Source organism: Erwinia sp. PME.40.26/001 (genome assembly GCF_055556675.1).
In genome coordinates this window covers 110,860-127,968 of sequence record NZ_JBVHNP010000008.1, presented here as the reverse complement: position 1 = coordinate 127,968, position 17,109 = coordinate 110,860, and the positions used below count along the sequence as shown (strand labels likewise).

The window sequence follows — 17,109 nt, the reverse complement described above, 5'->3', positions numbered from 1 at the left end:
GTCAGGACGCCACCCATACCGTCTGCGCATTGGTAAACTCACGCAGGCCGAAGTGTGACAGTTCGCGGCCAAAGCCGCTTTTTTTCACGCCGCCGATCGGTACGCGCGGATCGGAGAAGCTCGGGGAGTTGATAAACACACCGCCAGTTTCAATCTGTGACGCCAGCGTCTGCGCCCGGGCCAGATCCCGGCTCCACAGGCTGCCGCCGAGGCCAAACTCGGAGTCATTGGCCATTGCCACCGCGTGAGCGGCATCATCAGCCACAATCAGCGAGGCCACCGGGCCAAACAGCTCCTGATCGAAGCTGGTCATACCGGGTTTAACGTCACTCAGCACCGTGGGCGCATAGTAGTTACCCTCACCCGGCAGGGCATGACCGCCCACCAGCAGCGTGGCCCCCTCTTTCAGGGTGGCCTGCACCTGCGCGTCCAGTTCGTCACGCAGATCGTAGCGGGCCATCGGGCCAATCCAGGTACCCGGCTCGCGCGGGTCGCCGATCTTCATCGCCTTCACCGCGCTGACAAACTTCTCGCTGAACTGTTCAAAAACGGCGGCTTCCACAATGATACGTTTGGCAGAGATGCAAAGCTGGCCGTTATTCATAAACCGTCCGGCGATCGCCCCCTTCACCGCAGCATCAATATCCGCATCGGCCAGCACGATAAAGGCATCAGAACCACCCAGTTCCAGCACGCATTTCTTAATGGCGGCACCGGCCAGGGCAGCAATGGCTCCACCGGCACGTACGCTGCCGGTGACGGTGACGGCTGCAATACGTTTATCATTAATCGCCTGCGCCACGCCGTCGTTATCGGCATTGACCACCATAAACAGCCCCTCAGGCACGCCCGCTGCCGTCAGGATCTCCTGCAACAACAGCGCACAGCCCATCACGTTCGGCGCAGGCTTCAACAGATAGCTGTTCCCCGCCAGCATGATGGGAACAGCACCGCGCAGCACCTGCCACACTGGAAAATTCCATGGCATCACCGACAGTACCGGCCCCAGCGGCAGATAATCGACAAAGGCCTTATCGCCCTCTACCTGCGTCGGTTCACGCTCGAGGAAAGCCGGGCCGTGCTCGCCGTACCATTCGCACAGTCTGGCGCTTTTCTCGACTTCTGCCAGCCCCTGATCCACGGGTTTACCCATCTCACGGGTCATCATCTCCGCCAGGGGCTGCGCCTGCTGACGCAGGCCACCGGCGATGTTTTGCAGCAACCTGACACGATCAGTGATGGCGCTGTGCCGCCATGTACGAAAGGCCGTGTGGGTTAAGGCCAGCGCCTCATCCACCTCTGCTCCGCTGGCGAAAGGATATCGGGCAACGACCTCACCTGTGGTGGGGTTGCGTGAAATGGCTACCGCTGAAGAAATATGCGTCATGATGGCTCCCTTAGGTGATTCACAATGGCTCCATCCTAGTCTTGATGTATATTCTTTAATAATGAATAATAAAGAAAATAATTTACTCAATAAGAGAATGATGTGGATCTGACCCAGCTGGAAGTCTTTCGCGCCATTGCGGAAGAGGGCAGCGTGACGGCGGCGGCCGAGAGATTGCATCGAGTCCCCTCTAATATCTCCACCCGGCTGAAACAGCTGGAAGAGGAACTGGGCTGCTCGCTGTTTCGCCGCGAAAAGCTGCGCCTGCACATCACCGACAGCGGCAGGACCTTTCTCGATTATACCCGGCGCCTTCTGGCACTCGCTGCCGAAGCGAAACACAGCGTTTCCGGACAGCAGCCGGGGGGCATCTTCACCTTGGGCGCAATAGAGAGTTTTGCCGCTGTGCGCCTGCCTCCGCTGATTGCGCGCTACCACCAGAGCTGGCCGCAGGTTGAGCTCGACCTGAGCACCGGTCCGTCCGGGGATATGATCGACGGTGTCCTCGCCGGTCAGTACAGCGCTGCGTTTACCGACGGCCCGCCGAAGCATCCACAGCTGGAAGGTATGCCGGTCGTTAACGAAGAAATGGTGCTGATCTCAGCGCTGAATCACCCGCCCGTTCCTGACGCCACCAGCATCTCCGGCTCGACCGTCTATGCGTTTCGCGCTAACTGCTCTTATCGCCGGCTGTTTGAAGACTGGTTCTCACGCGAGAATGCGGCCCCGGGCAAAATTTTTGAGATGGAGTCGTATCACGGCATCCTCGCCTGCGTCAGCGCTGGTGCCGGGTTAGCGCTGATCCCGCGTAGCATGCTGGACAATATGCCGGGACGCGACAACGTTCACGCCTGGCCGCTGAGTGGGGGCATGGGGCAGATTGCTATCTGGCTGGTGTGGCGCAAGGGGATACAGTCAAATAATTTGCAGGCGATGGCACGCCTGCTGAAAGAAACGGCCTGAAACCTCAGCTTACGGGGCAAGGCAAAGAATGAAAACGCCGTTTAAAATAGATCAGCCCGTCGCCCTCCTCTTCCCACCAAATTGCCCGCACCGCCAGCAGGTAGACCTGATGCGTACCCAGACTCTGCACCTGGCTGATCTCCCCCTCCAGGCTGGCCAGCGCCCCGCCCAGCAGCGGCTGACCGTATTCGCCCTGCCGCCAGCCGTCCAGCAAAAAGCGATCCGCCATGGCCAGGTCAGTCATACCGGCAAAATGGCGCGCCATCGCCTCCTGCCGGTGGTTGAGCACATTGATACACATTCGTCCGTTCTGCTCAAAAACCGGATTCATGGCACTGCTGCGGTTAATGCAGACCAGTACGGTCGGCGGCGTATCGGTGACCGGGCACACGGCAGTCGCAGTGAGGCCACCGCGCCCTGCCGTCCCCTGTGTAGTGACGATACAGACCGCCGCAGGAAGACGGGCCATGGCATCGCGAAATGGCATACGGTGTGCACAGTCATCAGTCATGACCGTCCCCTCCGCTCAGCAGACGATCCAGCTGACTGATATCGTCATTGTTGTGCAGGTGCGATTTTTTCCAGCCGTGGCGGTCATAGTCGGCCAGACAGCGGTCAACCATCGCCATCATGTCGTCCATCGCCCCGGAGTGGTGCGCATCACGCAGGCACTGCATGCGCACTTCGTCCTGGCTGCCGGCATAGTTGATCTCATACAGCTCGTGGCGTCCCCCGAACTCACTGCCAGTGGCATCCCACATCAGCTTCAGAATTTTAATGCGCTGCTCGTGGTCCATTCCGTTGGAACCCCGTACGAACCGCGCCAGGTAGCGGTCGATTTCCGGATTCTGCAGATCACGTACGCTGGAAGGCAGATAAATCAGCCCGCTGGCCACGTTGCATTCGATAATATTCTTAATCTTTGTCCAGGCTATTGGGGCCATCACGCGGTAGGTGTTCATTGCCCGGGCATCGGGCAGATACGCTCCGTTGACCCAGGGGCTGGCCTCCGATGCCATCGCATCACTCAGCGACCAGAACAGGTTACGCCAGGCCACCACTTCCCCCAGCGCCGCCTGTACGCCCCGAAACTCAAGGGTACCGGTACACTCCAGGCTTTTATGCAGCAGGGCGGTAATAAAATCCAGCTTCACCGCCAGCCTGACGCAGGCCTGCATAGGATAGAGCCGGACGAATCCGCCCTCCGCATACCAGCGGCGGCAGCGCTCAAAATCGCGATAGATCAGCACGTTTTCCCAGGGGATCAGCACCTTATCCATCACCAGTATCGCGTCATTTTCATCAAAGCGGCTGGAGAGCGGATAGTCAAATGCGGACCCCACGGCACCCGCCGTCAGCTCATAGGAGGCACGGGAAATCAGCTTCACCCCGCGCGCATCCATCGGGGCGATAAACATCAGCGCAAAGTCCGGGTCGTTGCCCATCACCTGCGCGGAGCCAAACCCGATAAAATTGAAGTGCGTCAGCGCCGAGTTGGTGGCCACGACTTTCGCCCCGCTGACGATAATCCCGGCGTCCGTCTCCTTCTCTACCCGGATGTAGACATCTTTCACTTCATCGACGGGCTTGTGGCGGTCAACCGGCGGGTTGACGATGGCATGGTTGAAATAGAGCCCCGCCTCCTGAATACGGGTGTACCAGCGGCGCGCATTGTCTGCGTAAGGCCCGTAAAAATCGGGGTTGGCTCCCAGCGAGCTGGCAAAGGCGGCCTTATAATCCGGCGTACGGCCCATCCAGCCGTAGCTGAGTCGTGACCAGCCAGCTATCGCGTCGCGCTGCTGGCGGATCTCCTGCGCCGAGCGGGCATAGCGGAAAAAGCGGTGCGTATAGCCACCGCTGCCGGTATCCGTGTCGCGGCACAGAAGGTTGTGCTGCTGCGGATCGTGCAGGGCATCGTACAGCGCGGAAACGCTTCCGGCCGCATTGCGGAAGGCCGGATGGCGCGTGACATCCTCCACCCGCTGGCCATAGATATAGATTTCACGCCCGTCGCACAGGCTTTGCAGATATTCACTGCCGGTAAACGGACGCGTGGGCGAGGCTCGGTGATCTTCAGGTTTCATCGTATTTTCTCGGATTCAGAGTAGAGGAATGCGCGACCCGTGCGCAGGTTGTTATAATTTTGTTGTTATTTAAGCGTGGGAAACCGGACGCAGGAAGAGACGTTTCTGGCTATCTCAGGCACTTTTCAGTAGCCTGCCCGCTGGCGTCAACAGGCAGCATGAAAAAGCCGCCGGACGGAATCCGCTGGCCTCGCTGCCCTCTCCGGGGATCCACAGAAATGATGAAAGTAAAAACGCTTCTGGCATTCAGTGCCTTCTTTACCACCGCCGGCGCACACGCAGGATGGTACGTGGTGGATAACTATACCGGGACGCTCGGCGCCTGGCCGATACACCTGTCTGTGCAGCAGTACGACAGCTATGGCAGCGGGCTGAATATCAAGGGCAGCTACTACTACGATAAGCATCGCGCACCGATCCCGCTCTATGGCAGGCAAACCGCCACCACGTTCGAACTGTGCGAAATCCACAGCCCTGCGGAATTTGACAGGGTAATGAATCAGGGAACAGCGGAGGCGGTGGACACCCGCGACTGTCCTTTCCGCCTCACGCGCGAAGGCGATCGCCTGCAGGGTGAATGGCAACAGGGCACGCGGCGCTATCCGGTGACGCTGCAGCACACTGCATCGCTGGACAACACCGCAGCAGGCAGCATTACCGGGGACGGGATCGATATCCCCTTCTGGGGGCAGACCGCCAGCCACAGCTTCATCGGCCACTATCAGACTGGTCCCGACGGTATCGTCATCAACCGCGTCAGTGTGCTGAATAAAAAAACCGGGCGGGTCGATCAGATCCTCGACCCGCAGCAACACCAGTGTGACTTCGGTTTTTATATGACGGCCATCTATCAGAATATTGAGTCCCTTAATCAGGGGAAACGTGTGACGCTTAACTGCTACAGTCAGAAAGCCGATATCTCAGTAGATTATCGTTTCGATCCGACGCTGCAGCGCTACCGCACGGATGACACATCACCTTAGCGACGGCGGAACTCACTGGGTGAACACCCGGTCAGTCGGTGGAAAAAGCGGGCAAAATAGGCCGGATCTTTGTAGCCCAGCTGCCAGGCAATCTGGTGGACGCTGCCCGCACTAAACAGCAGCAGCCTTTTTGCCTCGCGCAGCATCCGTTCAAACACCAGACGCTTCGGCGGCTGGTTGGCCAGGCGGCGGCACAACTCATTCAGACGCGACTCGCTGATCCCCAGCTCCCGTGCGTAGTCCGGTACCGTCAGGTGCTCACGGTATTTTTCATCCACCATCCGCGTAAAGCGTTGAAACATGGTCATCTCTCCCCGCACGCTGACGTGCCCGGTTCCCCCTTCTTCCGGCGAAACCTCGCGCAGCAGCAGTAAAAACAGCGTCTGGGAAAGCAGACGCAGCTGCGTGTCCCGCCCCGGGCCCTGCTGAGAAAACTCCTGTGCCACCAGGGGCCAGAGGTGCGCCAGCGCCCCACGCGTCTGCACGCTGCCCGCCAGCGACAGGCAGAATCCGGGAATGGCCAGCGCATCACGACTGCCAGGCCACAGCGCCTGCAGCAGCGGCCAGATCAGCTCCTGCCTGACGGTTAATACATGACCGTCACTGTCCTCTTCCGTCATAAACGCATGGGGGACTGAGGGCGGTGTCAGAACGAACAGCGGAGCGCGGACGGAATAGTGGTGGTCGTCCAGCTGCAGCTCAATTTTACCGGTAGTCAGACAGTGAAGCTGAAAATAGCGGTCATGCCAGTGCGGACGCATATCGCGGCCAAAAAATGCCGCCATACGGGAAAAGACGGCATAGTGCACGTCATCGCTGCCGCTGTGTGCCTCACCGAACGCCTGGCTGATATTAATATTTTCCATTGCCCTCTCCCGTCCATCCTGTTCAGGGTTACCGGCCGTCCTTATGGAAGATGGTGGCATCGCTCTCTCCCCCGACCGTCACCGTGACGACACGTCAATGACCGGCGTCGGTCGGGTGGTAAAGCGTGCCGCCAGCGCCTCGGCCGATCTCGCCAGCAGGGTCGTATCAACACCCGGGGCAACAAACAGCGCCCCCAGATCCAGGTAGCGCTGCGCCAGCGTTTCATCGGCGGTCAGGATCCCCGGGGCCTTTCCGGCGGTGCGGATACTGGCGATAGCCAGCTCAATGATGGCCTGAACTTCGGGATGGCCAGGACGGCCGGGAAACCCCATATCGGCACTCAGATCTGCCGGGCCTATAAATACTCCGTCAACCCCGTCGACAGCGAGGATCTCCGCCAGATTCTCCACGGCCTGGCGGGTTTCGATCTGCACCAGAATACAGAGCTGCTCCCCGGCCCGTTGCAGATAGTCTGCGATGCGGTTCCAGCGGGAGGCGCGGGCCAGTGCGCTGCCCACGCCGCGAATGCCCTGCGGTGGATAGTGACAGGCCCTGACCGCCGCGCGGGCTTCATCACCATTCTGCACCATCGGGATCAGCAGCGTCTGCGCCCCGATATCAAGCAGCTGTTTGATTAGCACCGGGTCATTCCACGCCGGGCGTACCACCGGATGGCAGCGGTAAGGGGCGATTGCCTGCAGCTGCCCCAGTACCGAACGTACGTCATTAGGGGCGTGCTCACCGTCAATCAGCAGCCAATCAAACCCGGCCCCGGCCAGCAGCTCGGCGCTGTAAGGATCGGCCAGCCCCAGCCACAGGCCAATCTGCGGATCTTTATGCTGTAATGCCTGCTTAAATTCATTGATAAACATACACTTTCCTCAGATAAAACGGCAGCCAATGGCACCCATTGTGCCGTAGTCAACGTGGAACGTGTCCCCCTTACGCGCCGCTACCGGCCGGGTAAAGGAGCCGCTCAGGATCACCTGCCCGCCCTCAAGCTGAACGTCATGTCGCGCGAGCTTATTCGCCAGCCAGGCCACGCCGTTGGCCGGATGATTCAGCACCGCCGCTGCCACGCCGGACTCTTCGATCACCCCGTTGCGATACATCAGGGCGCTGATGCGGCGCAGGTCGAGCGCATCGGGCCTGACCGGCCGTCCCCCCATTACCACCCCGGCGCTGGCGGCGTTATCGGCAATGGTGTCGAAGACTTTGCGCGGCCGCTGGGTCTTAGGGTCAATGCCGTGGCAGCGGGCATCGATGATCTCCAGCGCCGGGATCACGTAGTCCGTGGCGTTCAGCACATCAAAGAGCGTGCACTGCGGACCGCGCAGCGAGGTGCCCAGCACAAAGGCCAGCTCTACCTCCACCCGGGGCACAATGAAGCGCGCTACCGGAATATCACCGCCTTCAACAAAAAACATGTCGTCCAGCAGGGCGCCGTAGTCAGGTTCGTTGATCTGAGAAGTCACCTGCATCGCCTTAGAGGTCAGGCCAATTTTGTGTCCTTTCAGCACGCGCCCTGCCGCGATTTTTTGGTCAATGCCGCGTCGCTGTATGGCATACGCATCGTCCAGGGTGATCTCCGGATGCCGCAGTGAGAGCTGGCGGACCTGTTCCCGGTTTTTTTCTGCCTGATTCAGTTCGGCCGCCAGCCGGTCCAGCGTAAGATCGTCTAACATAGGATCCCTTCCTTCACGCCTGAAACAGGGCATGAACATTGTTTTGTTTAAAATTGAACTGCGCATGCAGCTCTTCCAGCACCAGCGACAGCGCCAGATAGCGCCGGGCCATTAACGCCGCAAAGTGGCTTTTTATCAGCGCAAACAGCCCTGACATCACCGGCCGGAGCTGTTCCTCGCTGCGCCCGTGGCCTATTTTCAGCGTCATATGCACAAAGGCGTAATCCCGCTTACCGTCAGCCATCTGCCAGGTGTCCACCCAGTGAACGCGGCTGCGGATGCCCGCCAGGGGGAAAAGCCCGCTGTCGGCAAGGTAGGCATTGACCCGGGAAAAAAGCACCGGAAACTGCGCCTGTTCGCGGATATTTTCACTGCATTCGACAATAAAGTGCGGCATCGCGGACCTCCTTATTTACGCCGTCAGGGGAAAGATCGCGTTGACCTGCCCGGTACCCGAGCTGGGGAACAGGTCGGTGATCACCTCCACTTTCTGGTGATAGCGATCCCAGCCCAGCAGGCCCATCAGCATCACGGTGTCGTGCATATTGCCCTCGCCGTAACAGTAATCTGCGTACTCCGGCAGCATGCGGCAGAACTCGGTAAAGCGTCCTTCCCGCCAGAGTTTCATCACCCGCCGGTCCATCTGCTCGTCAAACTCCCGGGTCCAGGCATTCATCCCTTCTTCTGCCCGCCGGTCGTCAATAAAGCGGTGCGAGAGGGAGCCGCTGGCGAGCACCGCTACGGTACCGGGGTATTTGCCGACCGCCCGCCGCACCGCCTCGCCCAGACGGCGGCTGTCGGCAAAGTCGTGGACGGTACAGAAAGCAGAAATCGACACCACCCTGAAGCGGCGGTCGCTGTTCATATAACGCATCGGCACCAGCGTGCCGTACTCCAGCGTCAGGCTTTCGATGGCATGCGCCTGCGCGCGGACGCCTTCTGCCCTTGCCTCCTCGGCGATCAGATAACCCAGCGCCGGGTTGCCTTCATAGTCATAGGCCATATCACGGATAAAATGCGGCAGTTCGTGGCTGGTGTAGATGCCGCTGAAGTGGGCATTGCAGTTGATGTGATAGGCGCTGTTCACCAGCCAGTGGGTATCAAAGACCACCAGCGTATCTACGCCCAACGCCCGGCAGCGGCGGCTGATTTCATGATGTCCCTCTATCGCCGCCTGGCGGCAGCCGTGATGTTTTCCCGGCATTTCAGACAGATACATTGACGGCACGTGTGTGATTTTGGCCGCCAGCGCTAACGTTCCCATGCTCCCTCCTTACAGACCCCATTGTGGAATCGGATGATCGCCAAAAGAGATACAGACGTTTTTCATTTCAGCGAAGACTTCAAAACTGTATTCCCCCCCTTCACGGCCGGTGCCCGAGGCTTTCACACCGCCGAAAGGCTGACGCAAATCGCGAACATTCTGGGTATTCACAAACACCATCCCCGCCTCAATGCGCCGTGCCAGCCGCATCACCTTGCTGACATCCTGCGTCCAGAGGTAGGAGGCGAGGCCGTACTCCACGTCATTGGCCAGCCGCAGTCCCTCCGCTTCATCTTTAAACGGCAGCAGACAGGCGACAGGGCCGAAGATCTCCTCCTGCGCCACGCGCATGCGGTTGTCCACGTCGGCCAGCACCGTCGGCCGCAGGAAATGCCCGCGATCCAGCCCTTCCGGTTTTTCCGGCCCCCCGGCCAGCAGCCTCGCCCCCTCTTCCATCCCCAGGCGGATATACCCCGACACTTTGTCCCAGTGCTGGCGGCTGATCAGCGAACCGACCTGTGTCGCCGGGTCGGTCGGATCGCCAACGCGCAGCCGGTTAGCCCGTTCGGCAAAGCGCCGCACAAACTCGGGGTAAATACTCTGCTGAATAAAAATGCGGGACCCGGCGGTGCAGCGTTCGCCATTGATCGAAAAGATGGTGAAGAGCGCCGCATCCAGGGCCCGGTCGATATAGGCATCGTCAAAGATCAGCACCGGGGATTTGCCACCAAGCTCCATTGAGTATTTTTTCAGACCGGCATTTTTCATGATGTTACGCCCGGTGGTGGTGCCCCCGGTGAACGACACGGCACGTACGTCCTGATGCCGCACCAGCGCGTCACCTGCCGTGGCTCCGTAGCCCTGCACCACGTTTAACACCCCTGCGGGAATGCCGGCCTCACGGGCCAGCGCGCCCAGCCGGTCGGCCGTCAGCGGCGAAAGCTCAGACATTTTCAGGACAGCGGTGTTGCCCAGAGCCAGGCAGGGTGCCACCTTCCAGGTGGCGGTCATAAACGGCACGTTCCAGGGTGACACCAGCGCACAGACGCCGACCGGCTGTACCAGCGTGTAGTTAAGCATCCGGTCATCGACCGGGTAGGTCCGGCCGTTCATCTGCTGGCAGATCTCAGCGAAAAATTCAAAGTTGTGGGAGGCCCGGGGGATCAGCACATTTTTTGTCTGGTGGATAGGCAGACCAGTATCGGCCGTTTCCAGTGCGGCAATATGCGGTACGTCGCGATCGATCAGCTCCCCGAGACGGCGCATCAGCCGCGCACGCTCTTTCATCGGGGTGTTAGCCCATTTCGGAAAGGCAGTGCGCGCCGCGTCTACTGCCAGAGCCACCTCCCGCTCACCGCCCGAAGCGACCTCCGCCAGCACCTCGCCGGTGGCCGGGTTGATGGTGGTAAAATAGTCACTGCTGCTGATGTTTTTGCCGTTGATCCAGTGATTGATCTTTTTCATCGTGCACCTTCCTCATACTGTTGTTCACTGACGATCCGGTTGGTTAGCCGGCCGACGCCCTCCACGTCCACCACCACCTCATCGCCGGGGCGCACGTCAGACAGTCCTTTAGGGGTGCCGGTAGCGATCATGTCCCCCGGCTGTAAGGTGATAAATTCACTCAGCCAGGCAATAAGAAACGGAATATCAAACACCATGTCACGCGTGCTGCCGCTCTGACGCAGCTCACCGTTGACGAAGGTTTTCACCTGCAGGTTATGGGGGTCAGGCAACGCGGCGGGATCAACGATGGCCGCGCGCAGCGGCGTCAGCGTGTCGCGACTTTTTACCCGCAGGTTAGGACGGTAGTAGTTTTCCAGATAGTCGCGCACCGCGTAGTCATTACACAGGGTGTATCCGCCGACGTACTCCATGGCCCGATCGCGACTGACGCGGCGGGCTGTTTTGCCGATCACCACCACCAGCTCGGCCTCATAGTGCATGTAATCGACCCGGTCAGGCCGGACCGATACGCAGCCGTCTCCGGTCAGACTATTCGCTGCCTTAATAAACACCAGCGGGGCCTTCGGCGGGGTAAAGTTCAGCTCGCTGGCGTGGTCGGCATAATTTAATCCCAGCGCAAACAGCGTGGGTGTCGCCCCGGGCTGTGCGATGTGCGGTGCCTGCTGGCTGAAGCGATTGGTCAGCGAGGGGAAACCGGCGGCCTTTATCGTGACACTGTCACCTTCCTGCAGCGCCACTCGCTGCTGCGGCGTTCCCAACAGGATCATGTCGCCGGGCTGCAGGGTGACAAACTCACTCAGTGCCGCAATCAGTTCAGCCGCATGACGGTGCAGACCGCCGGTGTCCCACACGTCCCTCACTTCACCGTTGATTTCGGTGATGATATGCAGCGCGCTGACATCACGCAGCGGCACCACCTCGCCCACTGGACAGAAACCATCACGACACTTAGCCCTGATAGCCGGACGGTAAAAATCGTCCTCTGCCAGGCTGACCTCATTCGCCAGCGCGTAGCCTTCGATACACGTTTCCGCCGCCGACACCGGGATCCTGCGCGCGGTTTTTGCCATGATGACGGCCAGCGTCGCCCCGCTGAAGACGGTCTCCCCGACCGGTAAACCAATGGTGTCACCGTGATGTCGCCAGGTGTTACGCGGCTTGATAAACCAGACCGGCGTCTGTGGCGGGGTGTTATAAGGTGGCTGATGGAATTTTTTTGCCCAAGCCGCGGTTTGCGACTGATGGTTCAACGCCACACCAAAAATGGTTTTTTTCATGATTACCCTCAACTCAGCCATTTCATTAATATATTAATGAAGTCAGGATTACGCGTAATCACAAAGAGGATCAACTCAGTTTTATTGAGTTGTGACCTTGAAGGCAAAAAAATAAAACTTACAATAAACTCATGTTTTTCATAGTGTTGATAAGTACACGCAACAAAATGAAAAGTACCTGAAGTGGGGGTATGCCGGAGATAAGCAGATTATGTTAGTATTAACAAAATATTTAATCACAGCGAAAAAATGCACGAATCACTGACCATTGCTCTTTTACAGGCGCGGGAAGCCGCCATGGGCTATTTTCGCCCAATCCTTAATCGTTACGGGCTGACCGAGCAGCAGTGGCGCATCCTGCGTATTCTGGCCGGAGTGAACATGCTGGACTTCCATCAGCTGGCGCAGCAGGCGTGCATCCTGCGTCCCAGTCTGACTGGCATCCTGACCCGCCTTGAGCGTGACGGACTGGTATCACGCCTTAAACCCGTTAATGATCAGCGCAAGCTGGTGGCCGCCCTGACGCCTGCCGGACAGGCTCTGTACCAGCAGGCCAGCCGTGAAGTGGATGCGGGTTATCTGCAAATCGAACGGCAGTTCGGTAAGGAGAAACTGCGCCAGTTAACGCAGCTGCTGGAAGCGTTCACTCAGCTGGCATAGGCCGGGCTACGTCTCCTGTATCGCCATCATCTGCGCCAGCAGTTGAAACAGGCTTAACAGCAGAACCCGCTGGCTGGCACTCAGCCGAAGATAACGCTGCATGGGCGGGATGCGCAGGCGCGCTTCACAGGCCGCGAAGAGTTCAATTTCACAGCACCAGCGCCCGCACGCGAGGTCAACGCGAAAACGCCGGTAGTCCAGTTCGCCCAGCGTCTGCGCAATCACCGGATAGCGCTTCAGCACGTGCAGCAGTTGCTCCGCTGCGGCACCGGACTCACGGGTATAAAACGCTACCGGACGGCGCTTCAGCCAGCCGGGCTGCCGGGCACGCAGCGTCAGCGGACCCTGCAGCGTGCACGACCCCTCCATACGAAACACCGCATGATCAATCCGCCCCAGAAAGAGACGCTCTCTGCGACGGATCACGGTCACCTGCCGCTGCGCATCGAGCGCGATCGCCATCATGCCGGGAACGGGTTGGCTGATCCGCCAGCCGGCCAGATCCTGACTCAGACGCGTCAGCAGGGGGTCATTCCAGTGAACGCAGGACATCGTGACCTGTCACCGCCGCGTTACGGTCGGAAAACGCCCGCTCCAGTACGGCTTCAACCGCAACGGGCTTAAAGGGATTCACCCGCATCACGAACAGGCACCAGCACAGGGCATAACAGGAGGTGAGGGCCAGAATCGTCCAGAAGGGCACCAGGATAGCATGGGGACTGACGCCGGGAGGGGTGATGTTCCACATCGCCATCAGGATCCCCGCGCTGGAAAGGATTTGCGGTAACGGAAACAGCGGAGCGCGCCAGGCACGCGGCAGATCGGGCCGCCGCAGCCGCAGCAGCACCACCGACAGCGTGACCAGCAGATAGGAGACGCCCCAGGCACAGACGGCCGCCAGCACCATCGGGAGGATGCGGTCCAGATTACCCCGCAGGATAAACGCATGGAGGCAGGGGATCAGCACGGCCAGCGCGATAGCCACCACTGGCGTTTTGAAGCGGGGATGCAGCCAGGTGAGGCATCTGGGCAGGGCTCCGTCCAGCGCCATACCATAAAGAATACGTGGGACGGCGGCCATCAGGGTATTGATGGTGGCTGCCCCCGCCAGTAGCATGCCGATCCCCAGCCACAGCTTTCCGGGCTCCCCCATCACCCGCCCGGCAAACGCCGGGATCACCCACGGTGTATCGAAGAGGTGGAGCCCGTTTGCCGCATCCAGCAGCACGTTCGGCACCTGCCGGTTGAGCGCCGCACCAAAAAGCAGCATACAGCCGGCCACGCCGCACAGGCCCAGCGCCATCGCCCGGGGAATGGTTTTATCCGCGCGGCGGATCTCCGGTGCCATCGGCGTTACCAGTTCGCAGCCGACAAACATGAACATCGCCATCCCCGTCATGCTGATCAGCGTCTGAGGATGGTGGAAGTCCGGCGACAGGCCAAACCATCCCACCGACGCGGGAACTGGTGCAGCCAGTAGCCCGGAGAGGCTGAAGATCAGCAGCGTACTCCACATAATGAAAGTCAGCACCACCTCCACCTTGCCAAAAATCTCAATGCCGGTGGCGTTCAGCAGACCAAACAGCAGCACCATGCCAACCCCGACCAGCCAGCTGTCAGGATGGGGGCCAGAATGCAGACCGGCGTCGCCGAAGTTGACCATCGCCATCACCCCCGACAGGATGGTTTCCGCCGTACCAGCAAACACATGCACGATCAGATAGGCGCACAGTGCGCCGGTAATAGCAAAAAAACGGCCCATCCCGCAGGAGATATAGTCGTAGACCGAGCCGGTCGTCGGCATCAGGATGGCGGCCTCTGAGAAGCTCATCAGCTGGGCCTGCATCATAATAAAACCGATCAGAATAGCCAGGGCAAAGGTGTCTCCTCCGCGGCCAAATCCACTGGTCACCGTCAGGATCACCGGACTGGCCATGATCAGCCCCACCGAACTGGCCAGCGTGGTGGGAAAACCGACGGCTCCCTGTTTAAGGTGCGCCGCAAGCCTGTGTTTTAACATTTCAATCTTCCGGGAAAGGACGGGTAATAAAGAGTGTAAACAGGCATTGAGAGCGCTCAGTATCGTCCGAAGGAACGATACTGAGCGTTTCCTGCCGCAGCTCACGTTATTGAGATGTTTATAATGTGTTAATTAAGTCAGTTCGTTCAGAAGCAAACACCCCTGCGGGAACAGACAGACGCACTGACAAGGAGAAGGCATGCGCACGCTCACACCCTCCGTTCAGCCGGGGGCATTTATCCATGAATGCCTGCACACAATAACGCATCTGATCCCCGGTGCATCGGCGGTGTTTTACCTGGTGGACAGCAATCTGGTGCCGGGTCAGCACCTGCTGTCCGGTATCTCTGCAGAAACCCATCAGGCTTATCTGCAGGATTTTCTGCCGCTGGATCCGCTTCACCCCCGGCGTTTTAATCATCAGGCCGTGACCCTTGCCGGGCTGAATGAGGCGATGCAGACCACCCCATATTACCGGCAGTTTATGGTGCCCAATCATATGGGAGATATGACGGAGATCTTTGTCCGCCGGCATAAACGCATCGTGGCGGGCCTGTCGATCATGCGTGACCTTCCTTTCAGCGCGGCTGAGCGACTCCGCCTGCGTGCATCGCTGCCGCTGATTGAACTGGCCACGGAAGAGCTGCTCCCCGCGACGGCACACTGCCGGTTAACGCCGAAAGAGCAGCAAATTGTCGGTATGGTGCGTGAGGGGGCCTGTAACAAACGTATTGCGCGGCAACTTGACGTCTCGCTGTCCACCGTCAAGACCCACCTGCGCAATATCTTCGCGAAAACTCACGTCAACAGCCGCACCGAGCTGGCCGCCGGTCTGGGGCTGACTGACCATCGCGACGCTCAGTACTGAACCGGGCAATACCCTTTCCACGGCATCGCCCGCCGTTCAGTAACGCATCATGACGGACTTCAGCCGGGTGTAGTCCGCAATAAAGGCGCTGCCAAACTCTCGCCCGTTACCGGAGCCTTTCACCCCGCCGAACGGCAGCGCCGGATCGAGCAGGGTGTGCATATTCACCCAGACCGTCCCTGCGCTAATCCGCTCGCTGTAGCGCAGCGCCTGACTCAGATCGTGGGTCCACACGCTGGCCGCCAGCCCGAAGGGGGAGGCATTCACCCACGCCAGCGCCTGTTCCTCATCGTGATAAGCCAGGAAGGCCCCGACCGGACCAAAGGTCTCCTGCTGCATCAGCGTGGCATCGGCGCTGCGTACTTTCAGCACCGTGGGTAAGAAGTAGTAACCCGGCAGGTCAGGGGAACGCCCACCGCAGAGCAGCTCATCCCCCTCTTTTTGCGCCTGAGCCACCAGCGCCTGCACCTTTTCAAGGTGGGCGCTGTTGGCCAGCGGGCCCAGCTGACATGCCTCATCCAGCGGCGATCCCGCCGTCAGCTGATCCAGCCGTCGGCAGAGCGCCTCCAGCACGCTATCGCACTGCTCCGCCGGAAGATAAAAACGCTCGGCAGCCGCACAGATCTGACCCTGATTGAGGTAGCCGGCTTCAATAATGCCGTCGACCATTTCGTCGACGGACATATCCTTCAGAAAAAGAGCCGCATTTTTGCCCCCCAGTTCCAGCGTGAAGGGGATCGCCCGGGCGCAGGCGGCACTGCCCACCGCCCTGCCGGTCGGTACAGAGCCGGTAAAGGTGACTTTTGCACAGTCAGGATGACCGGTCAGCAACGGGCCGAGCAGCGTGCCATCACCGTTAACGATATTGATTGCTCCGCGCGGAAATCCCACCTCCCCTGCCAGCTGCGCCACCCGCAGCATAGTCAGCGGCGTAAACTCGCTCGGCTTCAGCACCAGGGTACAGCCACAGATCAGCGCCGCCGCCATTTTCCAGACGGCAATCATGATGGAAAAATTCCATGGGAGGATCGCCACAACGACGCCCAGCGGTTCACGCAGGGTAAACCCCCGGTACTTTTCACCGTGAAAGGAAGGTAACGACAACTCTGGCGTTTCACCGGTTATTTTTCCAGCCCATCCGGCAAAATAGCGCAGGAAAGCCACGGACTGATCCAGCTCAAGCCCGCGTGACAGGGTGATCAACTTGCCGGAACACAGCGTTTCCAGCTGTGCCAGCTCCTCCCGATGCTGCTCCAGCGCATCGGCCAGCTTCAGCAGCAGCGTTCCTCTCGCCAGCGCGGGCAGAGTGCCCCATCCTCCGCTGAACGCCTGCCGCGCGGCAGCCATGGCGGCCTGCACCTCACCCGCCCCGCCATCCCGCACCTGAGCAATAGTCTGCGCCGTCGCCGGGTTAATGACCGGGCGCAACGGGCCCTGACCGGGCAGACTGTTGCCGTTAATATAGTGGCCGTGTTCACGCTGTAAAAATGCGTTCACTGCCGGAAGCACTGCAACGTCACTCATAATCACTCCTGTTGATAAAAGGGGGCAGGCTGTTCCACCACGCTGACAATTTGCACCCGC

The 17,109-nt window shown here is 59.6% G+C and carries 17 protein-coding genes; 4 read left to right on the top strand and 13 right to left on the bottom strand.

From position 1 onward, the window contains the following. Position 1 precedes the first annotated feature (1 nt). The gene (locus tag ACZ3HG_RS19130) at positions 2 to 1,387 is read right to left on the bottom strand and encodes an NAD-dependent succinate-semialdehyde dehydrogenase (RefSeq protein ID WP_465333888.1); all 1,386 of its coding nucleotides are present in this window, start codon (positions 1,385 to 1,387) and stop codon (positions 2 to 4) included. Positions 1,388 to 1,489: 102 nt separating this feature from the next. Between ACZ3HG_RS19130 and ptrR the strand changes: the two genes are divergently transcribed. Next, a complete protein-coding gene (gene ptrR / locus ACZ3HG_RS19125) occupies positions 1,490 to 2,350 on the top strand; it encodes a putrescine utilization regulator PtrR (protein ID WP_191935411.1) in 861 nt (286 codons plus the stop codon). A 4-nt stretch (positions 2,351 to 2,354) separates the two neighbouring features. Here ptrR and hpaC read toward each other — a convergent pair whose 3' ends face one another. Then, complete coding sequence (gene hpaC, locus ACZ3HG_RS19120; RefSeq protein ID WP_465333885.1) at positions 2,355 to 2,861, bottom strand: 4-hydroxyphenylacetate 3-monooxygenase, reductase component; 507 nt, start codon at positions 2,859 to 2,861, stop codon at positions 2,355 to 2,357. Continuing rightward, entirely contained in the window at positions 2,854 to 4,434 is a 1,581-nt protein-coding gene (gene hpaB, locus ACZ3HG_RS19115; RefSeq protein ID WP_191937166.1) for a 4-hydroxyphenylacetate 3-monooxygenase, oxygenase component, read from the bottom strand. Before hpaB ends, hpaC begins: the two co-directional genes overlap by 8 nt. 218 nt (positions 4,435 to 4,652) lie before the next feature. Here hpaB and ACZ3HG_RS19110 point away from each other — a divergent pair, with 218 nt between their 5' ends. Next, positions 4,653 to 5,417, top strand: coding sequence for a hypothetical protein (locus tag ACZ3HG_RS19110; protein WP_191937165.1), 765 nt, complete (start codon positions 4,653 to 4,655; stop codon positions 5,415 to 5,417). Here ACZ3HG_RS19110 and hpaA read toward each other — a convergent pair. From hpaA to ACZ3HG_RS19075, 7 genes are all read right to left on the bottom strand, one after another. Next, a complete protein-coding gene (hpaA, locus tag ACZ3HG_RS19105) occupies positions 5,414 to 6,283 on the bottom strand; it encodes a 4-hydroxyphenylacetate catabolism regulatory protein HpaA (protein ID WP_191935415.1) in 870 nt (289 codons plus the stop codon). The genes ACZ3HG_RS19110 and hpaA overlap by 4 nt on opposite strands. Positions 6,284 to 6,361: 78 nt before the next feature. Beyond that, complete coding sequence (gene hpaI / locus ACZ3HG_RS19100; protein WP_191935416.1) at positions 6,362 to 7,156, bottom strand: 4-hydroxy-2-oxoheptanedioate aldolase; 795 nt, start codon at positions 7,154 to 7,156, stop codon at positions 6,362 to 6,364. Positions 7,157 to 7,165: 9 nt separating this feature from the next. Further along, positions 7,166 to 7,969, bottom strand: coding sequence for a 2-oxo-hept-4-ene-1,7-dioate hydratase (hpaH, locus tag ACZ3HG_RS19095; protein WP_191935417.1), 804 nt, complete (start codon positions 7,967 to 7,969; stop codon positions 7,166 to 7,168). A gap of 13 nt (positions 7,970 to 7,982) precedes the next feature. Continuing rightward, positions 7,983 to 8,366: a 5-carboxymethyl-2-hydroxymuconate Delta-isomerase gene (locus ACZ3HG_RS19090; RefSeq protein WP_191935418.1), complete on the bottom strand. Its 384-nt coding sequence runs from the start codon at positions 8,364 to 8,366 to the stop codon at positions 7,983 to 7,985. Between the two features lie 15 nt (positions 8,367 to 8,381). Then, a complete protein-coding gene (hpaD, locus tag ACZ3HG_RS19085; RefSeq protein WP_191937163.1) occupies positions 8,382 to 9,233 on the bottom strand; it encodes a 3,4-dihydroxyphenylacetate 2,3-dioxygenase in 852 nt (283 codons plus the stop codon). A gap of 9 nt (positions 9,234 to 9,242) precedes the next feature. Beyond that, positions 9,243 to 10,697, bottom strand: a complete 1,455-nt coding sequence (hpaE, locus tag ACZ3HG_RS19080; RefSeq protein WP_465333881.1) for a 5-carboxymethyl-2-hydroxymuconate semialdehyde dehydrogenase — start codon at positions 10,695 to 10,697, stop codon at positions 9,243 to 9,245. After that, entirely contained in the window at positions 10,694 to 11,977 is a 1,284-nt protein-coding gene (locus ACZ3HG_RS19075) for a fumarylacetoacetate hydrolase family protein (protein ID WP_465333879.1), read from the bottom strand. Before ACZ3HG_RS19075 ends, hpaE begins: the two co-directional genes overlap by 4 nt. Before the next feature lie 249 nt (positions 11,978 to 12,226). On the opposite strand from ACZ3HG_RS19075, the gene hpaR reads away from it, so the two are divergent. Further along, on the top strand, positions 12,227 to 12,637 hold the full coding sequence (gene hpaR, locus ACZ3HG_RS19070; RefSeq protein WP_191935422.1) for a homoprotocatechuate degradation operon regulator HpaR: 411 nt from the start codon (positions 12,227 to 12,229) through the stop codon (positions 12,635 to 12,637). 6 nt (positions 12,638 to 12,643) lie between these two features. Here hpaR and ACZ3HG_RS19065 read toward each other — a convergent pair whose 3' ends face one another. Continuing rightward, a complete protein-coding gene (locus tag ACZ3HG_RS19065) occupies positions 12,644 to 13,189 on the bottom strand; it encodes a DUF3156 family protein (RefSeq protein ID WP_465333876.1) in 546 nt (181 codons plus the stop codon). Next, the gene (locus tag ACZ3HG_RS19060; RefSeq protein WP_465333874.1) at positions 13,167 to 14,657 is read right to left on the bottom strand and encodes an APC family permease; all 1,491 of its coding nucleotides are present in this window, start codon (positions 14,655 to 14,657) and stop codon (positions 13,167 to 13,169) included. The genes ACZ3HG_RS19065 and ACZ3HG_RS19060 overlap by 23 nt, the downstream gene beginning before the upstream one ends. 199 nt (positions 14,658 to 14,856) lie before the next feature. On the opposite strand from ACZ3HG_RS19060, the gene ACZ3HG_RS19055 reads away from it, so the two are divergent. After that, positions 14,857 to 15,525 (top strand): helix-turn-helix transcriptional regulator, encoded by a 669-nt coding sequence (locus ACZ3HG_RS19055; protein ID WP_191935424.1) that lies wholly within the window; start codon positions 14,857 to 14,859, stop codon positions 15,523 to 15,525. A 36-nt stretch (positions 15,526 to 15,561) separates the two neighbouring features. Here the strand turns inward: ACZ3HG_RS19055 and ACZ3HG_RS19050 are convergent, their stop codons facing one another. Beyond that, complete coding sequence (locus tag ACZ3HG_RS19050; protein WP_465333872.1) at positions 15,562 to 17,049, bottom strand: aldehyde dehydrogenase family protein; 1,488 nt, start codon at positions 17,047 to 17,049, stop codon at positions 15,562 to 15,564. Between the last annotated feature and the right edge of the window lie 60 nt (positions 17,050 to 17,109).